At 62.8% G+C, this 20,802-nt stretch carries 20 protein-coding genes and 1 tRNA gene; 5 read left to right on the plus strand and 16 right to left on the minus strand.

Annotated elements, in window-relative coordinates; genetic code table 11:
• The first annotated feature begins 26 nt into the window (after positions 1-26).
• On the plus strand, positions 27-206 hold the full coding sequence (locus tag AUR66_RS20285) for a DUF7836 family putative zinc-binding protein (protein ID WP_082682085.1): 180 nt from the start codon (positions 27-29) through the stop codon (positions 204-206).
• 27 nt (positions 207-233) lie between these two features.
• On the opposite strand, the gene AUR66_RS01255 is transcribed toward AUR66_RS20285, so the two are convergent.
• Complete coding sequence (locus AUR66_RS01255) at positions 234-641, minus strand: translation initiation factor IF-2 subunit beta (protein ID WP_058570712.1); 408 nt, start codon at positions 639-641, stop codon at positions 234-236.
• A gap of 252 nt (positions 642-893) precedes the next feature.
• Between AUR66_RS01255 and AUR66_RS01260 the strand changes: the two genes are divergently transcribed.
• Positions 894-1,130, plus strand: a complete 237-nt coding sequence (locus AUR66_RS01260; protein WP_058570713.1) for a UPF0058 family protein — start codon at positions 894-896, stop codon at positions 1,128-1,130.
• Between the two features lie 137 nt (positions 1,131-1,267).
• On the opposite strand, the gene AUR66_RS01265 is transcribed toward AUR66_RS01260, so the two are convergent.
• From AUR66_RS01265 to malQ, 5 genes are all read right to left on the minus strand, one after another.
• Positions 1,268-1,681, minus strand: coding sequence for a DUF555 domain-containing protein (locus AUR66_RS01265; RefSeq protein WP_058570714.1), 414 nt, complete (start codon positions 1,679-1,681; stop codon positions 1,268-1,270).
• A 113-nt stretch (positions 1,682-1,794) separates the two neighbouring features.
• On the minus strand, positions 1,795-2,709 hold the full coding sequence (locus tag AUR66_RS01270) for a DNA-3-methyladenine glycosylase family protein (protein WP_058570715.1): 915 nt from the start codon (positions 2,707-2,709) through the stop codon (positions 1,795-1,797).
• Positions 2,710-2,793: 84 nt separating this feature from the next.
• Positions 2,794-3,738, minus strand: a complete 945-nt coding sequence (locus AUR66_RS01275) for a mechanosensitive ion channel family protein (protein ID WP_058570716.1) — start codon at positions 3,736-3,738, stop codon at positions 2,794-2,796.
• 108 nt (positions 3,739-3,846) lie between these two features.
• Positions 3,847-4,242, minus strand: a complete 396-nt coding sequence (locus AUR66_RS01280; RefSeq protein ID WP_082682084.1) for a spore germination protein GerW family protein — start codon at positions 4,240-4,242, stop codon at positions 3,847-3,849.
• A gap of 88 nt (positions 4,243-4,330) precedes the next feature.
• On the minus strand, positions 4,331-5,821 hold the full coding sequence (gene malQ, locus AUR66_RS01285; protein WP_058570717.1) for a 4-alpha-glucanotransferase: 1,491 nt from the start codon (positions 5,819-5,821) through the stop codon (positions 4,331-4,333).
• A 155-nt stretch (positions 5,822-5,976) separates the two neighbouring features.
• Here malQ and thrS point away from each other — a divergent pair, with 155 nt between their 5' ends.
• On the plus strand, positions 5,977-7,905 hold the full coding sequence (gene thrS, locus AUR66_RS01290; protein WP_058570718.1) for a threonine--tRNA ligase: 1,929 nt from the start codon (positions 5,977-5,979) through the stop codon (positions 7,903-7,905).
• A 14-nt stretch (positions 7,906-7,919) separates the two neighbouring features.
• On the opposite strand, the gene AUR66_RS01295 is transcribed toward thrS, so the two are convergent.
• The 3 genes from AUR66_RS01295 to AUR66_RS01305 form a co-directional block, all read right to left on the minus strand.
• Positions 7,920-9,356 carry an alpha/beta hydrolase family protein gene (locus AUR66_RS01295; protein WP_058570719.1) on the minus strand — a complete coding sequence of 479 codons (1,437 nt, stop codon included), beginning with the start codon at positions 9,354-9,356 and terminating at the stop codon, positions 7,920-7,922.
• Between the two features lie 198 nt (positions 9,357-9,554).
• The gene (locus AUR66_RS01300) at positions 9,555-10,442 is read right to left on the minus strand and encodes a dihydrodipicolinate synthase family protein (protein ID WP_058570720.1); all 888 of its coding nucleotides are present in this window, start codon (positions 10,440-10,442) and stop codon (positions 9,555-9,557) included.
• Between the two features lie 166 nt (positions 10,443-10,608).
• Positions 10,609-11,916, minus strand: a complete 1,308-nt coding sequence (locus AUR66_RS01305; protein WP_058570721.1) for an MFS transporter — start codon at positions 11,914-11,916, stop codon at positions 10,609-10,611.
• Between the two features lie 194 nt (positions 11,917-12,110).
• Between AUR66_RS01305 and AUR66_RS01310 the strand changes: the two genes are divergently transcribed.
• Entirely contained in the window at positions 12,111-12,362 is a 252-nt protein-coding gene (locus AUR66_RS01310; RefSeq protein ID WP_058570722.1) for a hypothetical protein, read from the plus strand.
• On the opposite strand, the gene AUR66_RS01315 is transcribed toward AUR66_RS01310, so the two are convergent.
• Both AUR66_RS01315 and AUR66_RS01320 read right to left on the minus strand, forming a co-directional pair.
• Positions 12,359-12,589: a hypothetical protein gene (locus tag AUR66_RS01315; RefSeq protein ID WP_058570723.1), complete on the minus strand. Its 231-nt coding sequence runs from the start codon at positions 12,587-12,589 to the stop codon at positions 12,359-12,361. The two genes, AUR66_RS01310 and AUR66_RS01315, sit on opposite strands and share 4 nt — an antisense overlap.
• Positions 12,590-12,819: 230 nt before the next feature.
• Positions 12,820-12,893 (minus strand) — tRNA-Lys (locus AUR66_RS01320).
• Positions 12,894-13,026: 133 nt separating this feature from the next.
• On the opposite strand from AUR66_RS01320, the gene AUR66_RS01325 reads away from it, so the two are divergent.
• Positions 13,027-14,484 carry a DHH family phosphoesterase gene (locus AUR66_RS01325; RefSeq protein WP_058570724.1) on the plus strand — a complete coding sequence of 486 codons (1,458 nt, stop codon included), beginning with the start codon at positions 13,027-13,029 and terminating at the stop codon, positions 14,482-14,484.
• A gap of 3 nt (positions 14,485-14,487) precedes the next feature.
• Here AUR66_RS01325 and AUR66_RS01330 read toward each other — a convergent pair whose 3' ends face one another.
• From AUR66_RS01330 to AUR66_RS01350, 5 genes are all read right to left on the minus strand, one after another.
• Entirely contained in the window at positions 14,488-14,781 is a 294-nt protein-coding gene (locus AUR66_RS01330; RefSeq protein WP_058570725.1) for a PRC-barrel domain-containing protein, read from the minus strand.
• Positions 14,782-14,896: 115 nt separating this feature from the next.
• Entirely contained in the window at positions 14,897-17,098 is a 2,202-nt protein-coding gene (locus tag AUR66_RS01335) for an LUD domain-containing protein (protein WP_058570726.1), read from the minus strand.
• Positions 17,091-17,594, minus strand: a complete 504-nt coding sequence (locus tag AUR66_RS01340) for an LUD domain-containing protein (RefSeq protein WP_058570727.1) — start codon at positions 17,592-17,594, stop codon at positions 17,091-17,093. Before AUR66_RS01340 ends, AUR66_RS01335 begins: the two co-directional genes overlap by 8 nt.
• Before the next feature lie 81 nt (positions 17,595-17,675).
• Entirely contained in the window at positions 17,676-19,496 is a 1,821-nt protein-coding gene (locus AUR66_RS01345) for an Nramp family divalent metal transporter (protein ID WP_058570737.1), read from the minus strand.
• Between the two features lie 122 nt (positions 19,497-19,618).
• Positions 19,619-20,263, minus strand: a complete 645-nt coding sequence (locus tag AUR66_RS01350; RefSeq protein WP_058570728.1) for a hypothetical protein — start codon at positions 20,261-20,263, stop codon at positions 19,619-19,621.
• Positions 20,264-20,802: the final 539 nt, after the last annotated feature.

The following is a 20,802-nucleotide window of genomic DNA, read 5'->3' on the forward strand; positions in this document are numbered from 1 at the left end:
TCCGCGTTCCCGGAGCATATCTGGGTATGGTCGAAGCGTTCGTCCGGCTCTTGTGCCCCGAATGTGGAAAGGACTGGGAGACTAATCCGACGTCACTTCCGGCTCACCGGGATAACTTCTCGTGTCAATCCTGTGGTGCGACACGGCGCACTGCCGAGTTCATGCGGACAGAGCGCGACTTACAGACGCTCAAGCAGTTCGACTGAAGACGGACGTCCCGTCTGGGTGTATTTTTACAGGTCAGGAATCGCGGAGAGCGCACCGCACGCGTCGCACTTCAGCACCTTCGTGCCCTGTTCGGTGGTGAAGTGGGTGTCGGGAGACCCACACTCACTGCACCTGACGAACGACTCGACGTACTCGTCGAGAGCCTCGGCGACGCGGCGCTGTTTGAACTCACCGGTGAACCGGACGCGCCCCTTGTCGTCGATTTGAGCGCTGGTCCCCAGTTCCGACTGGAGAAACTTTTGGAGGTGGTCCGGTTCGCGCGCCAAACGGTCGTGTGTCTCCGCGAAGTTCTCGTAGACCGTGGCGTTGCCTTCCTGACGAACCACCGGGTCTGGAACGGTGAATCGGTCGCCACCCTCGGCCACGTCGGGCGCCTCCGAGAGCGCCCGGTCCAGTTGCTCGTCGTAGTCCATACGGCAGTGTACAAATGGCGGCGCCTAAAATATTCACGACCCGTTTCTGGAAGCGCGCGCTACATACCAATATAAAGCCCTCGATAGATTTTCTCCCGTTTCGAGAAACAAATGCAAAAACATACAATGAATTGAAAGCTGACAAACACGAGATTTCGGCTGAGACCCCGATAATCGGGCGTTTAAGAGAGTTGGATGCTAACGTGACTCAAGATAATACTATATCCCTCCGGTTTCAAGCCGTGTTTGCTCATGAAGAAGCAGGAACTCATCCATCTGCACGGCCTGCTCGCCGAAGTACACACTCAGATTGAAGCGTGGGAAGACGAGGAGATCGAACTCTCCGAGTACGACACACTTGGCGTACGACCGACGTCTATCCACAAATCTAAGACCGACCACAAGGCAGCCGTGTTTAAACTGGCAAAAGGAATCACTGGGGCAATGCGCGACGCAGAGCCAGAACCAGTCGCCCCACAAGCCGACTGAACCGACGAACAACGACGCGTTCTCCTCCACGAAGTTACAGACTCCGAGCGACGGCCCTCTCCTGCGATGGACGCTCCGCTCTCACGGCAGGTAGCTGAAGCCGTGTGCTTCGGCAACGAACAGAAGAGAGTGGTCAGTTAGCGGTCGTCGACCAGGTCGTCGAAGTCCGGGATGAGTTCTTCGTCGTCCCCCTCGCCGTCTGTTTTGGTCGCTTCGTCGTCGAGGATTTCGACCGAGAGTACCTTCAGGGGGATGTTTTCGAGGCGTTGTCCGATCTCTTTGCGAGCGATTCGCGACGCGTGTTCTTCTTGCTCGACGTTGAACACGGTCATCTCCAGTTCGAGAGCGACGAGGGCTTCGTCTGCTGCGATGAACGCCGGTGGGAGCGTCTGACCGTCGGGACCGGTGCGGGAACCCATGTTGATTTCGACGTACTTCAGGTCGGGGTTGAGCATCTCACCCGTCTTGGAGATGGCGATGCGAATCGCCTCGTCTTCTGTCTCCACGTCGTACACTGGGACCGCGGCCTCGACGACGACTCTGCAGTCCATGGTCAGTGAGAACTTGTGCCGCGAGCGCTATCAACCTTCTTGCCCGGTCAGTGAACGAGGCGGTACGCCCACCCTGCCACGGGCCGCCGATGCACGTCGCAAGGATGCCCGACTCACTCGCCGCCGGACCGGAGATAGTGGAAGACGTAGGTCTGGGTGTACCCGGCGTATTCCCCGCCGAGACGGTCACGAATCGCGCGTGAGGTGTCGGTGTAGTTGCCGCGGTCACAGTCAGGGTAGTGCTCCTCGATTGCCGAACGAATCCACGTGTCGAGCGGGACTGCTTCGAGGTAGTCGAGCGAGAACAGGAGGACACAGTCGGCGACTTTGTCGCCGACGCCGACGAAGTTCGTCAGATAGTCGCGGGCGTCCTCGTAGTCGCGGCCCATCGCCGCTGCGGGCGTGGCCTCGCCCGACGCGACCATCTCGGCGGTTCGTTGGACGTAGGGCGCGCGGTAGCCCAGACTGAGGTCACGAAGTTCGTCTTCAGTGGTGTCGGCGAGGCGTTCTGCGGTCGGGTACGCGAAGTACGTCTCGCCGTCGAACTCGACTCGGTCGCCGTACGTCTCGCGGAGGCGCGCTTGCATCCCGAAGATTCGTGAGACCCGCATCTGCGCCGAACAGATGAACGAGACGAGGCACCCAAACGGCGGGTCGCGGACGAGTCGCATCCCCGGGTAGGCGTCGTACGCGCGGCTGACGAGTGGTTCGTCGGGCATGGCATCGACGATTGCGTCCAAGTCGTCGTCGAGGCGGAGCAGGTGCGTTAAAATTGGGACGGCGTCGACACTGGATTCCCACTCCAGCACACCGTCGACCTGTCGGGCACGGACGACGGCCGTCTCGTCTGAGACACCGTCGAGCGGGGGGACGACCGTCTGATACCACGCGTCGCCGCCGTAGGCCGCGTCACGCTCGTACATTCGACCGTCTGGTCGGTCCCAGAGGTACGACTGGCCACTCTCGAGTGTCGACTGGAGGTCGAAGTCTCCGTCGAGGTCCGCGATGTCGATGACACCCGTCTCCATCGCTTCCACCTTGGGCGCGGGGGATTTGCGGGTTTCGATGGCGGACGGGGTGTCAGGTGCGACTGTCCCGCGGAGAGACGCGCATCAGCGACTGCGGCCGGCCGGAAATCCGACGCGGTCGGGGTGTGCTGCGAGTCGCGGGATGATGCGCTCGTAGAGTCGGTTGCGGGCGCTCTGCGCGCCGGTCGGTGGAACGAGGACGCGGAGTTTGAGTACGACCCACGACTCCTCTTGGGCGATGTTGACCGACACGCCGTTCGGAGTCTCCAAGTCCAGTGGCGACGCGTCCAGACGAGTCTGATACCGTTCCATCGCCGCTCGAATCTCGTCTCCGAGTTCCGCTTCGGCCGCGTCGAGCAACAGGTCTCGAACGAACGGGATGTCCGTCTCGTAGGAGACCTGCACGGGGACTTCTGTCCAGATTCGGTCGAACAACGCTCCGTGGTTGACGACTTCCGAAGAGAGCACGAGGGAGTTCGGTACCGTGACCGTCCGACCCGACGGTTGGTTCGACGTGAGCGACCCGCCCGTCTCCCAGAGCGTCGTGACGAGGAAGTCGACTTCGGCTACGTCGCCCGAGACGTTGGCGATGCTGACGCGGTCACCGACGGCGTAGGGGCGCTTGATGACGACGTAGACCCACCCGATGAGCGAGAGAATCGGTTGTTGGAGGGCGAAGGTGACGGCGAACCCGATGACACCGAAGGAGACGAGGACGCCCAGCCACTGGTCCGTAAACGCGCCGAGGACGCCGACGAGGGCGACGAGTCCGAGGACGAGTCTGAGGACGTTTCGCAGGTCGTGCGCGCGGCGTCTGTCGGAGACGCGCGTGACGAACACGCTCATCACGAACCGGTAGATGCCGTAGGTGACGAGTGCGACACCGACTGCCGACAACCCCTTCGCGAGGAGCACGTCGGCGTTCGGCACCGCGAGGTCCGACAGAGGCGTAGTCGCCCGAACGACGGCCGCGAGAACCGCGGCGAGCAGTCCGGTGACGAACGCACCGAGACCGAGACGGCGAGACATACCGGGTTCGTGGAGTGGATGACGGAAAAAGATGTAGTCGGGGTGGGACCCGCGCGCATCGGGGTCGGCGACGACGGTCTGTCCGCGACCACCACTGCAGTCAGCGACTCAGCGACGCAGGAGGCGGCCGAGAGCGAGTCCCAGACCGATGCCGAGGGCGAGGACGCCCACGAGTCGACGGTCGGTGCCGAACCTGACGAAGCGCGTCTCGTCGGGCGTCACTTCGACGACACCGACCGGTGTCGCGCTCACGCCGCCGCCTCCGCCGTATCCTTCGCCACCGTCTTCGTCCGACTCGTCGGTTCCCGACCCGCCGCCCATCCCGAGTCCGTACGCGATGCGAGCAACAGGGACCACCGTCCGCTCGCCGACGGTGACTGGGTCGCCGTAGACGGTTTTGGCGTCAGTCCCGAGGATGGATTCGAGTGGCGACAACAGTCGTCGCTCGGTCGCTTCGACCTCGATTTCGTGGGCACCGGTGCCCGGCGCGTCTTCTGGGGTCATGAGAGACAGTACGCTCGCGGGCGGGATAACAACCGACGTGAGTGGTCAGCCCCGGAGATTGTCGTATCTCGTGACCTCCGACACAGCCTCAGTTACGAATGTGGAGGTCCGTCAACTGGGCGAGACTGGTCGCCACGTCTGCGTCGAGGCCCTCGTCGGTGACGCGCCACTCCCAGTTTCCGGTCTGGGTTCCGGGCGTGTTGAAGCGGGCGTGCGAGTCGAGGCCGAGTACGTCCTGCATCGTCGTGAAGGAGAGGACGGACGCCGAATTCCAGACGGCGTCGATGATAGACCAGTTGATGTCCGACCCGTCGGCCCCGATGTTGTAGTGCAAGCAGTCGCGCGTGTGGTCGTCCAGCGACTGGTAGTACCCGACGAAGGTGTCGGTGTCGTGCGTCGAGGTGTAGGCGACGGAGTTCTCGGGGTAGTGCATCGGTTGGTACATGTCGCCTTCGCTGCACCAGTCGGCGTACTGCGGGACGCGCATGCCGGGGAAGGCGAATCGGTCGCGAAGGTCCACGAGCGACGGGTCGAGGAACCCGAGGTCCTCGACGACGAAGGGAAGTTCACCCAGTTCGCGCTCGACCGTCTCGAAGAAGTCGTGGCCGGGTGCGTCGCGCCACTCGCCGTCTGCGGGGCTATCGGAGTTCGCGTCGATGGCCCAGTACTCGTCGAAGCCTTTGAAGTGGTCGATGCGGGTCACGTCCACGAGGTCGAACAGGCGGCGGAGACGGTCCAGCCACCAGTCGTAGCCGTTCTCACGAAGCGTCTCCCAGTCGTACAGCGGGTTACCCCAGCGCTGGCCGTCGTCGTTCGGGTTCGGCGGCACGCCGGCGACGACGGCCGGTTCGTGCGACTCCGAGAGGTCGAACGCCTCGGGGGCGGCCCACACGTCGGCGCTGTCGAGGGCGACGTAGATAGGCAGGTCGCCGACGAGGGTGATTCCGTTCTCGTCGGCGTAGTCGGCGAGTTCGTGCCACTGTTCGTCGAAGCAGAACTGGACGAACTCACGGTAGCGAATCTCGTCTGCGTGTTCGTCGCGTGCGTGGGCGAGTGCGTCCGGGTCGCGCGTCTTCAACTCCTCGGGCCAGTCTATCCACGCTCCTTCGAACTCGTCTTTCAACGAGGCGAAGAGCGCGTAGTCTTCCAGCCAACCGTCTTCCCGTTCGCAGAAGTCGTCGAAGGCGGCGTGGTCGTCTTCGGAGGCCTCGGCCTCGAAGCGCTCGAATGCGGTCCGAAGCCGTGAGCGCTTGTAGTTGCCGACGCGCTCGTATTCGACGGCGTGGTCGTCGAACTCGGGGACGGGTTCGAGGTCGTCTTCGGTCAACCAGCCGCGTGCGACGAGGTCGGTGAGGTCGATGAACAGCGGATTGCCGGCGAACGACGACGACGACTGGTACGGTGAGTTGGCCATCGCAGGAGAGGTCGGTCCGAGCGGGCAGAATTGCCACATCGACTGGTCTGCGTCGGCGAGGAAGTCGACGAACGCGCGAGCGCCGTCGCCGAGGTCACCGATGCCGTGAGGGCCCGGCAACGACGTGATGTGCATGAAGACGCCACTCTGTCGAGAGAATCGCATACCCCCGATTCGGCCTGCAACCCAATTGGTACTTTGGGTCGGGACAGGTCTTCGGAGAAATACATGCTACCAATACGCACGAAATCGGCGTCGTGAGCGCGTCTTTCGTGCTCGTCTCAACAACACTTATTCCCCCCCGTCGATTTCGTGCGCGTATGAGTGATATCGCTGTCATCCTCCCAGACGGAACGGAACTCTCCGTCGAGGAGGGTGCGACGGTGCGAGACGCCGCGTTCGAAATCGGCCCCGGTCTCGGCAAGGACACCGTTGCCGGCGTCGTCGATGGCGAACTCGTAGACAAGGAGGCACCGCTCCACGACGGCGCAGACCTCGTCATCGTCACCGACCAGTCCGACGAGTACCTGTCTGTGCTCCGCCACTCGGCGGCCCACGTCTTCGCACAGGCCCTCCAGCGTCTGCACCCCGAGGCAAAGCTGACCATCGGGCCGTGGACGGACGAAGGGTTCTACTACGACGTGACGAACGTCGAACTCGAACAAGAGGACCTCGAAGCCATCGAAGACGAGATGCGCGACATCGTCGAGGAGGACCTCGACATCGAACGCGTGCTCGTCGACCGCGAGGAAGCGCTCGAAAAGTACGCCGACAACCCCTACAAGCGTGACATCCTCGAGAACGAGGCCGCTGGTGACGAGGAACTCTCGTTCTACCAGCAAGGCGAGTTCGAGGACCTGTGTAAGGGCCCGCACGTCGAGTCGACGGGTGAGATTGGTGCGGTCAAACTCCTCAACATCTCGGCCGCCTACTGGCGCGGCGACGAGGAGAACGACACGCTGACGCGCGTCTACGGGACGGCCTTCGAGTCCGAGTCGGACCTCGAAGAGTTCCTCGACATGCGCGAGGAGGCCAAAGAGCGCGACCACCGCAAACTCGGCCAGGAACTCGACCTGTTCGCTATCGACGAGACGACGGGGCCGGGGCTTCCGCTGTACATGCCGAACGGCAAGCGCATCCTCGACGAACTCGCGGACTACGCGAAGCAACTCAACCTCGACGCTGGGTACGACCCTGTCGAGACGCCGCACCTCTTCCGGACGGAACTCTGGAAGAAGTCGGGCCACTACGACAACTACGTCGACGACATGTTCCTCCTCGACGTCAACGACGAGGAGTACGGCCTGAAACCGATGAACTGCCCCGGTCACGCGACCATCTTCGACCAGAAGTCGTGGTCGTACCGTGACCTGCCGGTCCGCTACTTCGAAGACGGCAAAGTGTATCGGAAAGAACAGCGCGGCGAACTCTCGGGTCTCTCGCGCGTCTGGGCCTTTACCATCGACGACGGCCACCTGTTCGTCCGCCCGGACCAGATCGAAGACGAGATCAACCTCATCATCGAGAACATCCTGACCGTCTTCGAGACGTTCGGCCTCGACGCGGAAGTCGCACTCGCGACGCGCCCAGAGAAAAGCGTCGGCAGCGACGAAATCTGGGAACAGGCCGAGACGCAACTGCGAGCCGTCCTCGACGACAGCGGCATCGACTACGGCATCGAGGCCGGCGACGGTGCGTTCTACGGGCCGAAGATAGACTTCGCGTTCAAGGACGCCCTCGGACGCAAGTGGGACGGCCCGACGGTCCAACTCGACTTCAACATGCCCGACCGCTTCGACCTGACCTACACGGGCGAAGACAACGAAGACCACCAACCGGTCATGATTCACCGGGCGCTCTACGGCAGTTACGAGCGCTTCTTCATGGTCCTCGTCGAGCACTTCAACGGCAAGTTCCCGTTCTGGCTCGCCCCCGAGCAGGTCCGTATCCTGCCCATCTCGGACGACCAGATTGGCTACGCGAAGAAACTCCAGTACGAACTCGGCGACTTCCGCGTCGACATCGAAGACCGCTCGTGGACGCTCGGCCGGAAGATTCGCGAGGCACAGGAAGACCGTGTTCCGTACATGGTCATCGTCGGCGGCAACGAGGAAGAAGCGGGTACCATCTCGGTGCGTGACCGCAAGGAACGCGAGGCACAGGACGTGAGCGTCGAGGAGTTCCGCGACCACCTCCGCGCCGAATACGACGAAAAACGCGTCGAACCCGACTTCCTCGACGACCGGTAAGTCGTTCGACCCCTTCAGGCAGAGACTGTTTTTCGTCGTTCGTCGCGTGTCGCCCTGTCGAGTTCGCGTCTGACCGTGTGACGGAACTCGTCGCCGCGAATCACGTTGGCCATGACGCCGAAGTGGCCACAGTCCCACTCGCGGCGGTTTGGCCGGGGGACACCCCACTCGTCCAAGAGTGCGCGTGCGGTCTGCGTCGGGGCCATCGTGTCTCGCGTGCCGACGAACGAGAAGACCCGGTCCGGCGAGAGACACGGCGTCTTCGGCGGGTTGAGAAGTGGGGCGAACTCGTGAAGGACGTCGCCAGTCCATCCAGCGGCGTCGAGGGCGTTCTCGATGTCCAGCAGGTCGGAGAGGTCTGTCGAGAGGAGCGTCTGGTCTATCGCACCCGGCATGCCGACGGGGAACAGGAGGTCCGGACGCATGGATTCGGGCCAGTCACCGCACCGACCACCGACGTGGAGCGCGATTGTCCCACCGAGGCTCACGCCACCGACACCGACGACGGGAGAACCCTCGGTTCGCGCCCAGTCGACGAGGACGCCGGTTTCGAGCGCTGCGGCCGAGTAGAGCGTGAACAACCCGACGGGCGCGCGGGCGATGTATGGTTCGCCGCTATAGTGACCGAGCGGTTCGCGCCGGCCGTGCCACGGCGCGTCGGGGAGGATGACCCGGTACCCCTCGGGTGCGAGCGCACGTGCGAGGTACTCCTCTTCTGGCCAGTAGGCGAGTTGGTCGTCGAACATCCCCCACCCAGAGTGGAAGATAATCGTCGGGATATCACCCTCGGCGTCTGCCGGTTCGTACACCCGAGCGGTCGCTTTGTCGCTGAGATGGGGTGACGGCGACGTAAATCGAAGGAGGAACTCTACCGTCCCCGGTCCGCGGACGGTCGCAGAGCGTTCGACGCGGGGGAACTCCTCGGAGGCACGGGATTCCGCGAACCCGTAGAGTCGCTCGGGTTCTGCCAGTTCGTGGTGCCAGCGCGTCAGTGCGTCGTCGGGGTCAGGGGTCTCGAACTTCACGGGTGGGACGAGATGCTCTTTCGCCAGGAATCCGAAGACATCGCTCGGTTTGGCGCGACGCTGCGAGATCTCTCGTCGGTCACGTTCGATGGCGACGCGTTCGTCTGGGAGTGACTCGTACCCGCCCCAGAACACGCTATTCCACCGTTCCATCGTCTCGTCGTACTCCGCTCGAATCTGTGCGTACTCGGCTAGCGCTCGCTCGATTCGGTCGTGGAGATGCGGGGCAGGCGGTGCACCAACCTCTCGGAGGTACGCTTCCGGTCCCTCACCGAGTGCCACGTCGGCGGCGGCACGGGCGCGGACGACGCCGAACTCACGGGGTATCGAGCGCGTCTTGATGGTCTCGAAGACGCGGGAGGTGAGCAGTCGCCCGGCGGGGGACGTCATAATCCGGTGGACGGCCGGTGTCTCGAGGTAGTCCATAGTCTGTGATACGGCTGACACCATATTGACCCTAGCCCGGTCTGTCAGTGCGTGGGAATCGGGTGAAACGGGACTACTATACCAAATACCGCTATATCAAATGGGAGGCCAGACGTTTTGCTGCGCTACTCACGATTCACGGTGTGATACAGCAGACTGGTCGCGAAGTCAGAGACAGCTCTGACAGTCGGTGGCGGGCTATACGAGGTGCTCGGTCAGTTCTGCAATGTCGTCGACGGCGTCGTCCGGAACAGGCGTGAGTGGGGGGCGAACTTCGGCAGACTCGATGACACCACGGTGTTCGAGGCCGACTTTCGCAACTGCTGCGAATCCGTAATCCATACAGTAGCCGAAGAGGTCCGGGAGGGCCGCTTGTTCGCGTTCGAGTGCCGCTTCCGTCTCGCCCGCGAACGCCTCGTCACGAATCGACGCGAACACCTCGGGGACGACGTTCGAGAGGGCGTTGATTCCGCCGTCGCTGCCGGCGTGGACGCCCGAGACGTAGTGCTGGTCGTACCCTTCGAGGAGTGTGAAGTCGTCGTCTGTCACGCGAAGTAGTTCGAGGAAGTAGTCGAAGTCGCCACTGGAGTCTTTGAGGCCCACGATTCCGTCGTGGTCTGCGAGTGCGGCGACAGTCTCCGGTGCGATAGCCTGTCCGGTACAGGCTGGGATGTTGTAGAGGACGAGAGGGAGCGGACTCGACTCAGCGATGGTCTCGAAGAACTGGCGATTGCCTTCGGGAGTGGGTGCAGTGTGGAAGTACGGTTGCGTCAGAAGCACCGCGTCGCAACCGACGCTGGCAGCGAACTCGATTCGGTCGGTGACCGTCTGGATATCGGTGCCCGCGACGCCGGTGACGACAGGCACCCGGCCGTCGGTGGCCTCGACAGTCGTCTCGACGACCGTTCGAAATTCGTCGCGACCGAGACTCGCGAACTCGCCCGTCGTTCCGCACGGGACGACGCCGTCGATGTCGCGTTCGACGAGCCAATCGACGAGCGTTGTGAGACTCTCTTCGTCTACCGTTCCGTCTTCGAACGGTGTGACGAGCGGACAAAGCACGCCACGAAGGCTGGATACTGACATGTGGTGTACCGTCTCACGGTGGGGTGTTGGTACTTTCTGTGTCGCAGTTGCGTTCAGTCGCGGACGGGTGGCTGTGCTGAATCCTCTGGCACGTGCGGGGGGCGAGGTGTGAAGTGTTAAGTACGAAGCCGGGGGCAGAACCGTCGGACGAACGAAGAGTGCTCGCTCACCACTGCGTCAGCGCGCCAGCCCCGTGCGACCACACGAGGACGCCGAGGAACGCGAGGACACCGGTGATAGCCGACGCGCCCCCGACGTAGAACACCCACTGCATCCCAACGTCGGCCATGAGGTACCCACCGAGAAGCGGTGCAACGACGCTTCCCGGACGCCAGAGGAGTTCACGGATGCCGAAACTGCTGGCGACGCCTGAACCGCCAGTTCCTTCGTCGGCGAAGAGTGCCATGCTGGCCGGTTCGCGGAGACTGTCCGCGATACCGAGGAGTCCTGCGAACCCGACGAGTGGGAGGAACGCGGGTGAGAGAGGGCCGAGAACCGGGAACGCCGCGGGAAGTGCGAGCGCCTGGCCGATTGCAGGCGAGAAGGGAACAGCGAGTGCGACGAGTCCGTAGAGGCCGCCGCCGACGAAGACGAACCGAGCGCGGCCGTACTGGTCGGAGATGCGCCCAGTGTACGGTTGACAGAGCATGTTGGTGAACTTCTCTGCGACGACGGTTGCGGCGACGGCGATGCCGCCGTAGGCGAGTCCACCCGATGCGGCCGAGACACCGGCGTAGATGGGCACCCACGTTCTGACGAGCGTGACGGCGACGGCGTACTGGACGCGGAACGTCGCCATCGTCAGAATTCGCTCGTTGAGCGCGAGATTGGTGAACGGAAAGCCGTGAACTGTCGTCTCGTCCGGCGGGAGGAACACCCAGATGGCGACGGTAGCGATGGTCAAGAGAACCGTGATGACGACGAAGATGGGCGTGAATCCGAACGCGTCGTAGAGAAAGCCAGCGCTGAGACTGCCGAGGATAGACGCTGCGAACCGCGCAGCGTTCGCCTTCCCGATGTGATTCGCGCGCGTGCCCTCGCGAGCGAGTTCACCGACTAGCGCGAGTGACATCAACCCGGCCCCAGTGACGGCAATCCCCTGTGCCGCGCGGGCGAGGACGAACGAGAGGCTGGAATCGACGAGCGGGAACAGTGCGTAGACGAGCGCACCCAAGCCGACGGTTCCCGCGAGAACGAGACGTTTGTCGTATCTATCGCCCGCCCACGCGAGGGGGACGACAGCGACGGTCTGAGCGAGGGTGAATCCAGTGGTGTACATCCCGATGACGAACCCCTTCGAGAGAGTGAGACCACCGAGGACGAGGCCACCGAGGGCGACTTCCGGCAGTACCACAGCCGTCGGGTCGAGTTCGTTGATGTACTTCGGGAGGAGAGTCACGAGCGTGATGAACCCGAATCCACCGGCGAATCGGGTGAGGTACAACGCCCAGAACCTCAGACGGGTGCGGTCCATAGGGAGACTGTGGGCAACCGCCGAAAAGAAGTTCCGAAACGAGGTGCCGACTCAAATCCACAGATTCGAACGACGAGAACGGCCTACCGAGGGACTGAGTCGCCCTGAATGGTCTCCAATCCGTGGGGCGAACGACATAAAGAACCAATCATACGAGGGATTCGATTTTAGCGGCTCCAGTACCATGTGCCCATATGGCACAGCTCGGTGGTGGCCCTGTGGTGGGGGGTGCCGAAACGCGGTTGGTGAGAATCGAACGAGAGATGAACGACCACGGCGCGATGACGGTTCGCGTCGTGCAGACCGGTGAGTTGCGGACGGTGGTCGAGTACGAGTCACCGCGCCTTCGAGAACGACTCGAAGATGCACGGAACGGGACCGAAATGCCACTTCGCATCGCCCCGGCCCCGGGTCGTGGCAACTCGTGGGTCGTCCTGCGAAGCTAAGGTCCGAGCAGGATTTTTACGCCGGTGAAGAGGACGCCGAACAGCACGACGAGCACCGTCGCCGCGACGACGTCGGAACCGAACAACACGCCGAAGTCGGGTGTGAGCGCGGCGACGAACCGGTCGACACTGAGGTGGTCTCTGACCCCAATAGCGAGTCCGAACACTACCGAGACGAGGAGTGTGATGAAGACGAGCGTAATCTCGGTTCGGTCGCTCTGGTTCATACTGTCACGCTCTCTACGGTGTGGGATAAGTGGGTCGGACAGTCCGAAGAACGAGAAACTCAGGACTGGGAGAGTAGCGTTTGGAAGGAAGGAAGTGGGCCGGACGCGATTTGAACTCCACTCGCTTTGCTCACTCCGTTCGCGTCGCTCCCTAGTTCAAATCGCGTCGTCGACGAGTAACACGATTCAGGACGCCACGCTCACAGTCGTAGCGTTTGGAAGGAAGGTAGTGGGCCGGACGCGATTTGAACACGCGACCGTCTGATTAAGAGTCAGACGCTCTGCCTAACTGAGCTACCGGCCCTTGCAATCTCCCGTAACCCGTGGTAGGTAAAATGACTTTCCTTTCTGTACGACGACGGCAGGGACGCACACACCCACCGAGAGGCGACAAACGGGTGATGTTAAGTGTCGGCCGACCGGAGTAGCGGGCAACAATGAGTGCAGGGGTCAGTGTCTCTTCGATGTCCACGTACGCGATTCTCGGGTGTGGGAGCGTCGGGCACGCCGTGGCCGAGGAACTCGCGGACGAGGGCAAGGACGTCCTCATCCTCGACAAGGACGAGAGTCGCGTCGAAGCCCTGCGCGACCAGGACTTGAACGCGCAGACGACCGATATCGCCGAACCGGAACTCGCCGACGTCGTCGCCGACCGCGACGTGGTCCTCATCCTCTCGTCGGACGTCGAAGCGAACAAGGCCGCCGTGTCGACCATCCGTGAACGAGAAGACGACAAGTTCGTCGTCGTCCGTGCGTCCGACCCCGTGTCGGAAGACGAACTCACGAAACTCGGTGCCGACGTGGTCATCAACCCCTCCGAGGTCATCGCCGACTCCGCGCTCAGAAGCGTCGAGTCCGGCGAACTCGAGTACAAAGCCCGGCAACTCGCCGACATCCTGCGCGAGACAGACCACGGACTGGCCATCCTCACACACGACAACCCTGACCCCGACTCACTCGCCTCGGCAATCGCGTTACAGGCCATCGCCCGCGAGTACGACATCGAAGCCGACATCCTCTACTCGGGCGACATGGGCCACCAGGAGAACCGGGCGTTCGTGAACATCCTCGGCATCGAACTCACGCCGCGGTCGGACGCGAAACCGCTCGAAGAGTACGGTGCCGTCGCCCTCGTCGACCACATGAAGTCCGGGATGCCGGACCTCGGCGACGCCGAGATCACGGTGTTCATCGACCACTTCGAACCCGACGAGGGTATCGACGCGCGCTTTACAGACATTCGCCCGAACGTCTCGTCGACGTCGACTATCCTCACGAAGTACATCCAAGAGTTCGACCTCAGCCCCTCGAAAGCCGTCGCGACGGCGCTCCTGTACGGCATCCGCGCCGAGACGCTCGACTTCAAGCGCGACACGACGCCCGCAGACCTGACCGCTGCGGCGTACCTCTACCCGTTCGCGGACCACGACACCCTGGAGAAAGTCGAGTCGCCGTCCATGTCACCCGAGACGTTGGACGTGCTCGCCGAAGCAATCCAGAACCGGGAGGTACAGGGGTCCCACCTCGTCTCGAACGCGGGGTTCATCCGTGACCGCGACGCCCTGACGCAGGCGGCCCAACACCTGCTGAATCTGGAAGGCATCACCACCACGGCCGTCTTCGGCATCGCCGACGACACCATCTACCTCGCTGCTCGCTCGAAGGACATCCGGATGAACATCGGGAAGATTCTGAGCGACGCCTTCACGGGTATCGGCGAAGCAGGTGGCCACTCCACGCAGGGCTCTGTCGAGATTCCGCTCGGCATCTTCACCGGTATCGAGTCGAGCGACGACAACCGCGATACGCTCTTACAACTGACCGAAGAAGCGGTAAAGCGCAAGCTCTTCCGTGCGATGGGAGTGGAGAGCGGCGAGAGCGGAAACGGGAGTTAGAACCTACGCGAGAAGCGACTCTTCGTCTTCTTCGGGGTTCTTCAGACGCTCGATGACGTCGTTGATGAGGATGACGTCGCCGACCGCACGAACCCACCGGTACGGAATGAGTACGCCCTTGCCAGGCTCGATTTGGTTCCGGAACAGTTCGTTGTTCAGCGCCGTCAGCGCGAGTCCAGTGACCGTCTCGTGGTCTAAGTCGAGGCGGACGTCTTCGACTTCGCCGACGAACACACCGTTGTTCGAGTAGACCTCACGGCCTACGAGCGTCGTAATCTCTTCGGGCGTCCCGTCCATATCCGCCAAATTGGGATGCCGGGTCTTAATAGTTCGTAGCCCAGCACACGGGGCGCAGACACGTGGCTGACGGGCGTCGGACAACGAGCGCGAACGAGAGCGAGCCCGCGCCTGACTACCGGCGCGGCGCGACGAGTTCGACCGGGTGGCGAGATGGTCGGCGGAGCAGTGAGTCGAGTTGTTCGAGACAGGACGTGCCGCTGGCCACGACGGTTCTGTCGCGGGTCTCGTCGGTCTGGAACTGCCCTTGCAGTTCGGACCCGACGTCCATGCTCAGTTCGTAGTACTCGGACTTGTAGCCGAACGACCCAGCCATCCCACAGCACTCAACGTCCGACGTAGCCACGTCGTACCCGAGGTCGGAGAGAACCGCCTCGGTGTGGCCTTCGAGGCCGAGGGTTCGCTGCTGGCAGTGACTGTGGTAGGCGACTTCCGTTCCGTCGGCCGTCTGCAGAGCGTCGGCAGGTGCACCGTTTTCGAGGAGGCCGTAGACGTACTCCATCACCTCGTAACTACTCTCCGAGAGACGCTGGAACGACTTCTCGGGGAGGAACTTCTCGTACTCGCTGTCGAACATGGCGAGGTCCGACGGTTCGATGACGACGATGTCCCTTCCTTCGTCGATGTACTCCGCGAGACCAGCGTACACGTCGTGGGCGTGGTCTTCGGCCGTGGCAATCATCCCTTGCGAGAGGGGTGCCCGACCCGACGAACGAACGTCGGGGACGACAACATCGACGCCGAGTGCTTCGAGCGCACGAACCGCGGCCTTCCCACGCTCGACTTGGACGTGGTTCGTGTACACGTCGGGGTAGAGGACGGCAGTTCGCGTCGCGTCCTGTACGCGGGAGTCGCGCGCATCGAACCAGTCTTTCAGTGTCTCGCGCTGGAACGAGGGGAGTTCACGGCGTGCGTCGATGCCGAGGAAGCGTTCCAACAGGTCGCGAGAGACGGACGACTGGGCGACCCAGTTGGAGACGGGCGCGAAGAGACTGCCGACCTTCGCGGCCGTCTCGAAGTTGCCGAAGAAGCGTTTCTGGAGGCTGACACCGCCGGGTTCTTCGTCGGGCGTGAGGCCCTCGACGAGCCAATCGACTTCCGACACCTCGCCGCGGTTGACCCGGTCACGGACGACGGTGTTTATCCACGGGATGTCGATGTTGACCGGGCAGGCAGTCGTACAGCGACTACACCCGGTACAGAGGTCGTTGAACTCGGCCGCCGAGTCGAGGCCTTCGACGCCTGCTTCCCACCCGGTCCCGATGCCGCCGGAGTACGTCTCGCCGCCGAAGGCGTGACCGCCGACGTGCTGGAAGTTGGCGCAGACGTTCGAACACGCCGAACACCGGATGCAGTAGAGCGTCTCGCGCAACTGCTCGTCGTCGCGCATGTCGAGTCGGCCGTTGTCGATGAGGACGAGGTGGAAGTCGCGGTCGGTCTCGGTCTCCGTAATCGGCGTCTCGGGGTCGTCGAAGTCGACCGTCGGAGAGTCGACCGGCGGCGTGAGAAGCGAGATGTACGAGGTGATGTTCTGTCCCGTCCCCGACTTGCCGATGAGTTCGATGAACGGTTGGAGGTCTTCGACGCTCGGGATGACTTTCTCCACGCCGGCGACGGCGACGTGCGTGTCTGGCACGACGGCCGTCTTCCGGGCGTTGCCTTCCGAGGTGACCAGCGCCATCGTCCCGGTGTCGGCGGTGATAAAGTTCGCGCCGGTCATCCCCACGTCGGCACCTTCGATGAGTTCGCCGAGTTGCTCGCGGGCGAACATGGTGAGTTCTTCGGCCGTCTCCAGCGGTTCCGCGGGTTCGAACGTCTCGTTGAACAGGTCGGCGATGGCCTCGCGTGACTTGTGGATGGCGGGCGCGACGATGTGCGAGGGTGCCTCGTCTGCGACTTGCAGCACCCACTCACCGAGGTCCGTCTCCACGACGTCCACGTCTGCCGCTTCGAGTTCGTCGTTGACCTCTATCTCCTCGGAGGTCATCGACTTCGACTTGACGACTCGTTCGGCGTCCTTGTCTTCACAGACCTCGCGGATGTAGCGGTTCGCGTCCGCCGCGTCGTCGGCGATGTACATCGTCCCGCCGTTTTCCTCGATGGTGTCGCGGAGTTGGTCGAGGAGTTCGGGCAGGCGATCGATGGCGTCTTCTTTTATCTCCCGTGCGTCGGCTTTCAGGCCCTCGTAGTCGTCGAGGGTCTGGACCGACTCGTAACGCCCCTGATTGAACCCGCGGGTACTCGTTCCGACGGCGTCGCCTTCCGTCTCCATCAACTGGCGAATCTTCGCCGCCTTCGCCTCGCGTGCCTTACTCATCGAGAATCACCACGTGGACGTCTTTGGGACCGTGTGCACCCTTCACGAGTGCGCCCATGTCGGCGGTTGCACTCGGGCCGGTAGCGATGATTGCCGAATCGTGCCCGGTTCGGAACTCCTCGCCTAGCCATTCGAACGCCTCGGGCATCCCCGAGACGATGTCCGACTCGCGGAGGACCGCGACGTGGAGGTCACCGAACAGACTCACGGGTTCGACGCCGTCGGGCGTGCCCTGCACGACGACGCTCCCGTAGTCCGCGATGCCGATTCCCGCCGCCGTGATGCCGGCGTTCGCGTCCCGGAGGTCTGCGGGTGTCGGGTCAGTGTTCACCCACGACGGCAGTTCGACGCCGTCGTACGGGAGTTCGACGCCCACAGCAGGGTCGTCACAGACCTCGCGGAGGACCGTTCCAACCTCTCCCGGTGACGCGTGTGTCCAGCCTACTTCGAGTCGTTCGAGCGAGTCCTCGAACGTCGCAACCGTGCCGGTTGACATATTCACGGCTTACGTGTTCTGCATAATCGTTCTTCGGGTTCCTACAGCCCTGATACGGTTAATGATGAACGATTCGAACGTTCACGAGAACCAGCCACTCGCTTCGTCTGCGTCGGGAACGGTCCCGGAGGCGGCGCGTTTGCCTGCTGCGGATTTCCCGACTGCGTACGCTTGCACGACGAAGTAGACTGCCCAGAGGCCGTACCCGCCGATGCTACTTCCGAGAATCGTCGGTGCCGTCTCGAACGCTGCGATGCCGAACTCGGTCAGCGTCGTCCCGACGAGGAGGACGCTGAAGTACCCGTAGAACCCGGAGGCCCACCACATGGCGGCGACGCGGCCCCATCCCGGTTGGACGTGTTCGGGGAGTCGCGTCGTGTTCATCACGAGGACGAGGGCAGTGTAGGGCCACATCATGACGCCCGACATCGCGGCACCGACGACGAGGAAGAAGAACGGTTCGCGGCCTTCGAACGGCGAGGTGAACACGAGGATGATGACGATGCCCCAGACGCAGAACGCGGTGAGCAGACGCCAGAACAGTTTCGGGAGGTCCCACCCCGCTTCGCGCCCGTACGATTCGTAGAGTGCGTCGGCGCTGTTGCGGACGAACGACTCGACGATGGCGTACTCGGTGGTGAAGAGTGCGACGAACAGGATGGCGAAGACGAGGAACGACCCGATGGGGTCGAGGAGTGGGACGACGTCACCAAGCCACATCTGGATGGCGTCCGTCGTCGTCCCCGGCGCGTAGCGGAGGGCGACGCTCATCAGGGCCGGTGCGACGACGAGGAGGCCGACGACGAACGTCAGGAGGTGTTCGAGTTGGACGACGCGCCACCACCCGCGCCACCGGCGAAGGTTCGTCACCGTCGGGCGGAAGGTGAACCCGTCGCGCTCGATTGGTTCAGGGTCGTCGCCGCGGAGTGGGTTCTTGACGCGGCCCTGATAGTTACCCATCCCGTAGCCTTTCTCGCGCATCCAGAGACTCTGTGAGAGATTGAGATACCCGCCCGCGCCAGCGAAGGCCAGACCACCGAGGAAGACGGCGATGTCGATGCCGTCCGGGAGACTCCCGACAGATTGCGCGGCGTCCGGAATGCGACTGAACTCGACCCACGACCCGGTCACGCCGACGAGCATCAGCGTCGCGCCGATGGCGACGAACAGGAGTCCGATTTGGAACACTTCGACGGCGTTGTACATGACCGACGACGTCTGATACGAGAGCCAGATGAGCGCCATCAGGCCGACGGCGACGAGTTTCCACGTGGCGAGGTCGAATCCAAGGACGGTGAGCGACCCGCTCAATCCGAGTGCCGTCGCGCCGACCTGTGCGGCCCCGGCGGCCCATCCGGGCCATCCGAGGCTGACGAGGCCACCGAACAAGAACGCCCACGGCCAGTAGGTTCCCACGCGGGCGAACGCGCGAAAGATGCTCTCTCCCGTCGCGAGCGTCCAGCGCTGGAGTTCGGTGTTGATGACGAACTGCGTGAAGACACCGACGACGAACGCCCAGAAGACCATCCACCCGAACTGGGCGGTCAAGACGGGCCAAAAGAGCGTCTCACCGCTTCCGAGAGAGGCACCGAGCATGATGGCAGAGGGGCCAACGACGTGTCCGACACGTGGGACACGCGGAAGGTCGGCGAGGCGGAACGACCCTCCCGTACCCTCTTCGGGATACTCGTCAGAGTCGGGAGACTCTTCTAACTCGGCGTAGCGAAGTGGAAGGTACCACGTGCCGCGGTACTGTTTTCCTTCGACTTCCGAAGCGTACACGTCGTCGCCACCTGTGACACCCTGCTTCGGTTCGAGTCGCTCGTCTCGTGTGCCGTCTTCGTCAGTCGATTCCACCCGTGACGGGTCGTCAGGGTCAGGGCCGACGCGACCATCGCTCATCGAGTGACCCACTCCGCGATGATTCTATCGGCCGGTGAATCGATTGACATCGGTACGTTGGCCGAGACTGTGGCCTGATGCCGTATAAATTCGTAGGGTGGAGGAATCAGTTTCGGGCGGGGTTATCCGCCGAGGAAGTGCCAAATGTGGCCACGTTCTTCTGGCGGGTCCACACCGGGGAGTTGCTTGAGCGCCGGTTGGATGGCATTCCACCACCCCTCGGCAGACTCGAACCCCGCAGGGTACTCGTAGTACACGTCGCGGAGGAAATCGGCTTTCTTCGCTTCGGGGTGGTCGGTGAGATACTCGTACGCGGCAGAGAGCGCCTCCCGTCGAGCGTCCAGCATCGGCCCACTTCCCGGCAAGTCGGCTTGTTCGATGGCGTTCGAGACTGCGGGCGGGTGGTCGCGGCCGTGTCCACCCGCGGACCTCGTCCCTCTGCGGGGTGACTCTCTCGTGGACGGACGTTCGCCACTCGCGTCTGCGGACGAAGTCGCCACACTAGCGTCCCCAGTCAGCGGAACCCACCACACCCGACTCCGAGCGCCGACCTTTCTCGAGGCGAGGTCACCGCGCTCTTCGAGTTCGTTCAGTTTGTTGTGAGCGGTCCGACGGGAGCAGTCGAGTTCCTCCAGAACGTCCGTCGCCGTGAGTGGACGAGCGACGTCGTCCCGGGCGCGGAACACGTCCAACACGGCGTCCAGTGAGATGCGTCCCACGTACTGCCCGTGCTCGTTTCGAGGGCGCGCGCCAGACTCCTCCTCCATGATTTGCCCTCTGCACACGAAGGCATAAGCCTTTGCACACGAGTGAAATACCACTATACTCGTGTGTAGTGGCCAAGTCACACGTGTGTAAAGGACGTTTGACCACGTCTCTCGTGGAGAACGTCACGAACGACTAAACATCACCACGAGCCCCCGAGACCCCCGATTTTTAGCGTTTAAACGGTCTACTTGAGAGTGTACACACGAGTGCACTGGGTCCCGGGCAGGGGAAGCGACTCGACGAGAGGTATGTCACGAATAGCAACGAACGATAGATATTTATCACAAAAGTTGTGTAGCAGATTCCACGATGCACCGCATCAGGCACGAATCTGGAATGGAAACGGCTGGAACGAACTGTGGAGGTGAGCAGCATGGTTAGTGCGACCAACGCACTCATCGCGCTGCTCCCGCTTCTGACTATCGCGTACCTCATGGTCGGTCGGTATTGGCCCGCGACGCGGGCGATGCCGATCGCATGGCTCGTCGCCATCGGCGCAGGGGTCGTCGGGTGGGGCATGAGCCCGACGTGGATTGCC

The organism is Haloferax profundi, assembly GCF_001469865.1.
Lineage (GTDB): Archaea > Halobacteriota > Halobacteria > Halobacteriales > Haloferacaceae > Haloferax > Haloferax profundi.

Excerpts from the sequence above, each read along its gene's own strand:
- malQ (WP_058570717.1), bottom strand. The coding sequence starts at position 5,821 with ATGCGATTCTCTCGACAGAGTGGCGTCTTCATGCACATCACGTCGTTG.
- AUR66_RS01340 (WP_058570727.1), bottom strand. The coding sequence starts at position 17,594 with ATGTCAACCGGCACGGTTGCGACGTTCGAGGACTCGCTCGAACGACTC.
- AUR66_RS01295 (WP_058570719.1), bottom strand. The coding sequence starts at position 9,356 with ATGGACTACCTCGAGACACCGGCCGTCCACCGGATTATGACGTCCCCC.
- AUR66_RS01305 (WP_058570721.1), bottom strand. The coding sequence starts at position 11,916 with ATGGACCGCACCCGTCTGAGGTTCTGGGCGTTGTACCTCACCCGATTC.
- AUR66_RS01315 (WP_058570723.1), bottom strand. The coding sequence starts at position 12,589 with ATGAACCAGAGCGACCGAACCGAGATTACGCTCGTCTTCATCACACTC.
- AUR66_RS01335 (WP_058570726.1), bottom strand. The coding sequence starts at position 17,098 with ATGAGTAAGGCACGCGAGGCGAAGGCGGCGAAGATTCGCCAGTTGATG.
- AUR66_RS01325 (WP_058570724.1), top strand. The coding sequence starts at position 13,027 with ATGAGTGCAGGGGTCAGTGTCTCTTCGATGTCCACGTACGCGATTCTC.
- AUR66_RS01280 (WP_082682084.1), bottom strand. The coding sequence starts at position 4,242 with ATGACCCCAGAAGACGCGCCGGGCACCGGTGCCCACGAAATCGAGGTC.
- AUR66_RS01350 (WP_058570728.1), bottom strand. The coding sequence starts at position 20,263 with ATGGAGGAGGAGTCTGGCGCGCGCCCTCGAAACGAGCACGGGCAGTAC.
- AUR66_RS01255 (WP_058570712.1), bottom strand. The coding sequence starts at position 641 with ATGGACTACGACGAGCAACTGGACCGGGCGCTCTCGGAGGCGCCCGAC.
- AUR66_RS01275 (WP_058570716.1), bottom strand. The coding sequence starts at position 3,738 with ATGTCTCGCCGTCTCGGTCTCGGTGCGTTCGTCACCGGACTGCTCGCC.
- AUR66_RS20285 (WP_082682085.1), top strand. The coding sequence starts at position 27 with ATGGTCGAAGCGTTCGTCCGGCTCTTGTGCCCCGAATGTGGAAAGGAC.
- AUR66_RS01265 (WP_058570714.1), bottom strand. The coding sequence starts at position 1,681 with ATGGACTGCAGAGTCGTCGTCGAGGCCGCGGTCCCAGTGTACGACGTG.
- AUR66_RS01310 (WP_058570722.1), top strand. The coding sequence starts at position 12,111 with ATGGCACAGCTCGGTGGTGGCCCTGTGGTGGGGGGTGCCGAAACGCGG.
- AUR66_RS01270 (WP_058570715.1), bottom strand. The coding sequence starts at position 2,709 with ATGGAGACGGGTGTCATCGACATCGCGGACCTCGACGGAGACTTCGAC.
- thrS (WP_058570718.1), top strand. The coding sequence starts at position 5,977 with ATGAGTGATATCGCTGTCATCCTCCCAGACGGAACGGAACTCTCCGTC.
- AUR66_RS01300 (WP_058570720.1), bottom strand. The coding sequence starts at position 10,442 with ATGTCAGTATCCAGCCTTCGTGGCGTGCTTTGTCCGCTCGTCACACCG.
- AUR66_RS01330 (WP_058570725.1), bottom strand. The coding sequence starts at position 14,781 with ATGGACGGGACGCCCGAAGAGATTACGACGCTCGTAGGCCGTGAGGTC.
- AUR66_RS01260 (WP_058570713.1), top strand. The coding sequence starts at position 894 with ATGAAGAAGCAGGAACTCATCCATCTGCACGGCCTGCTCGCCGAAGTA.
- AUR66_RS01345 (WP_058570737.1), bottom strand. The coding sequence starts at position 19,496 with ATGAGCGATGGTCGCGTCGGCCCTGACCCTGACGACCCGTCACGGGTG.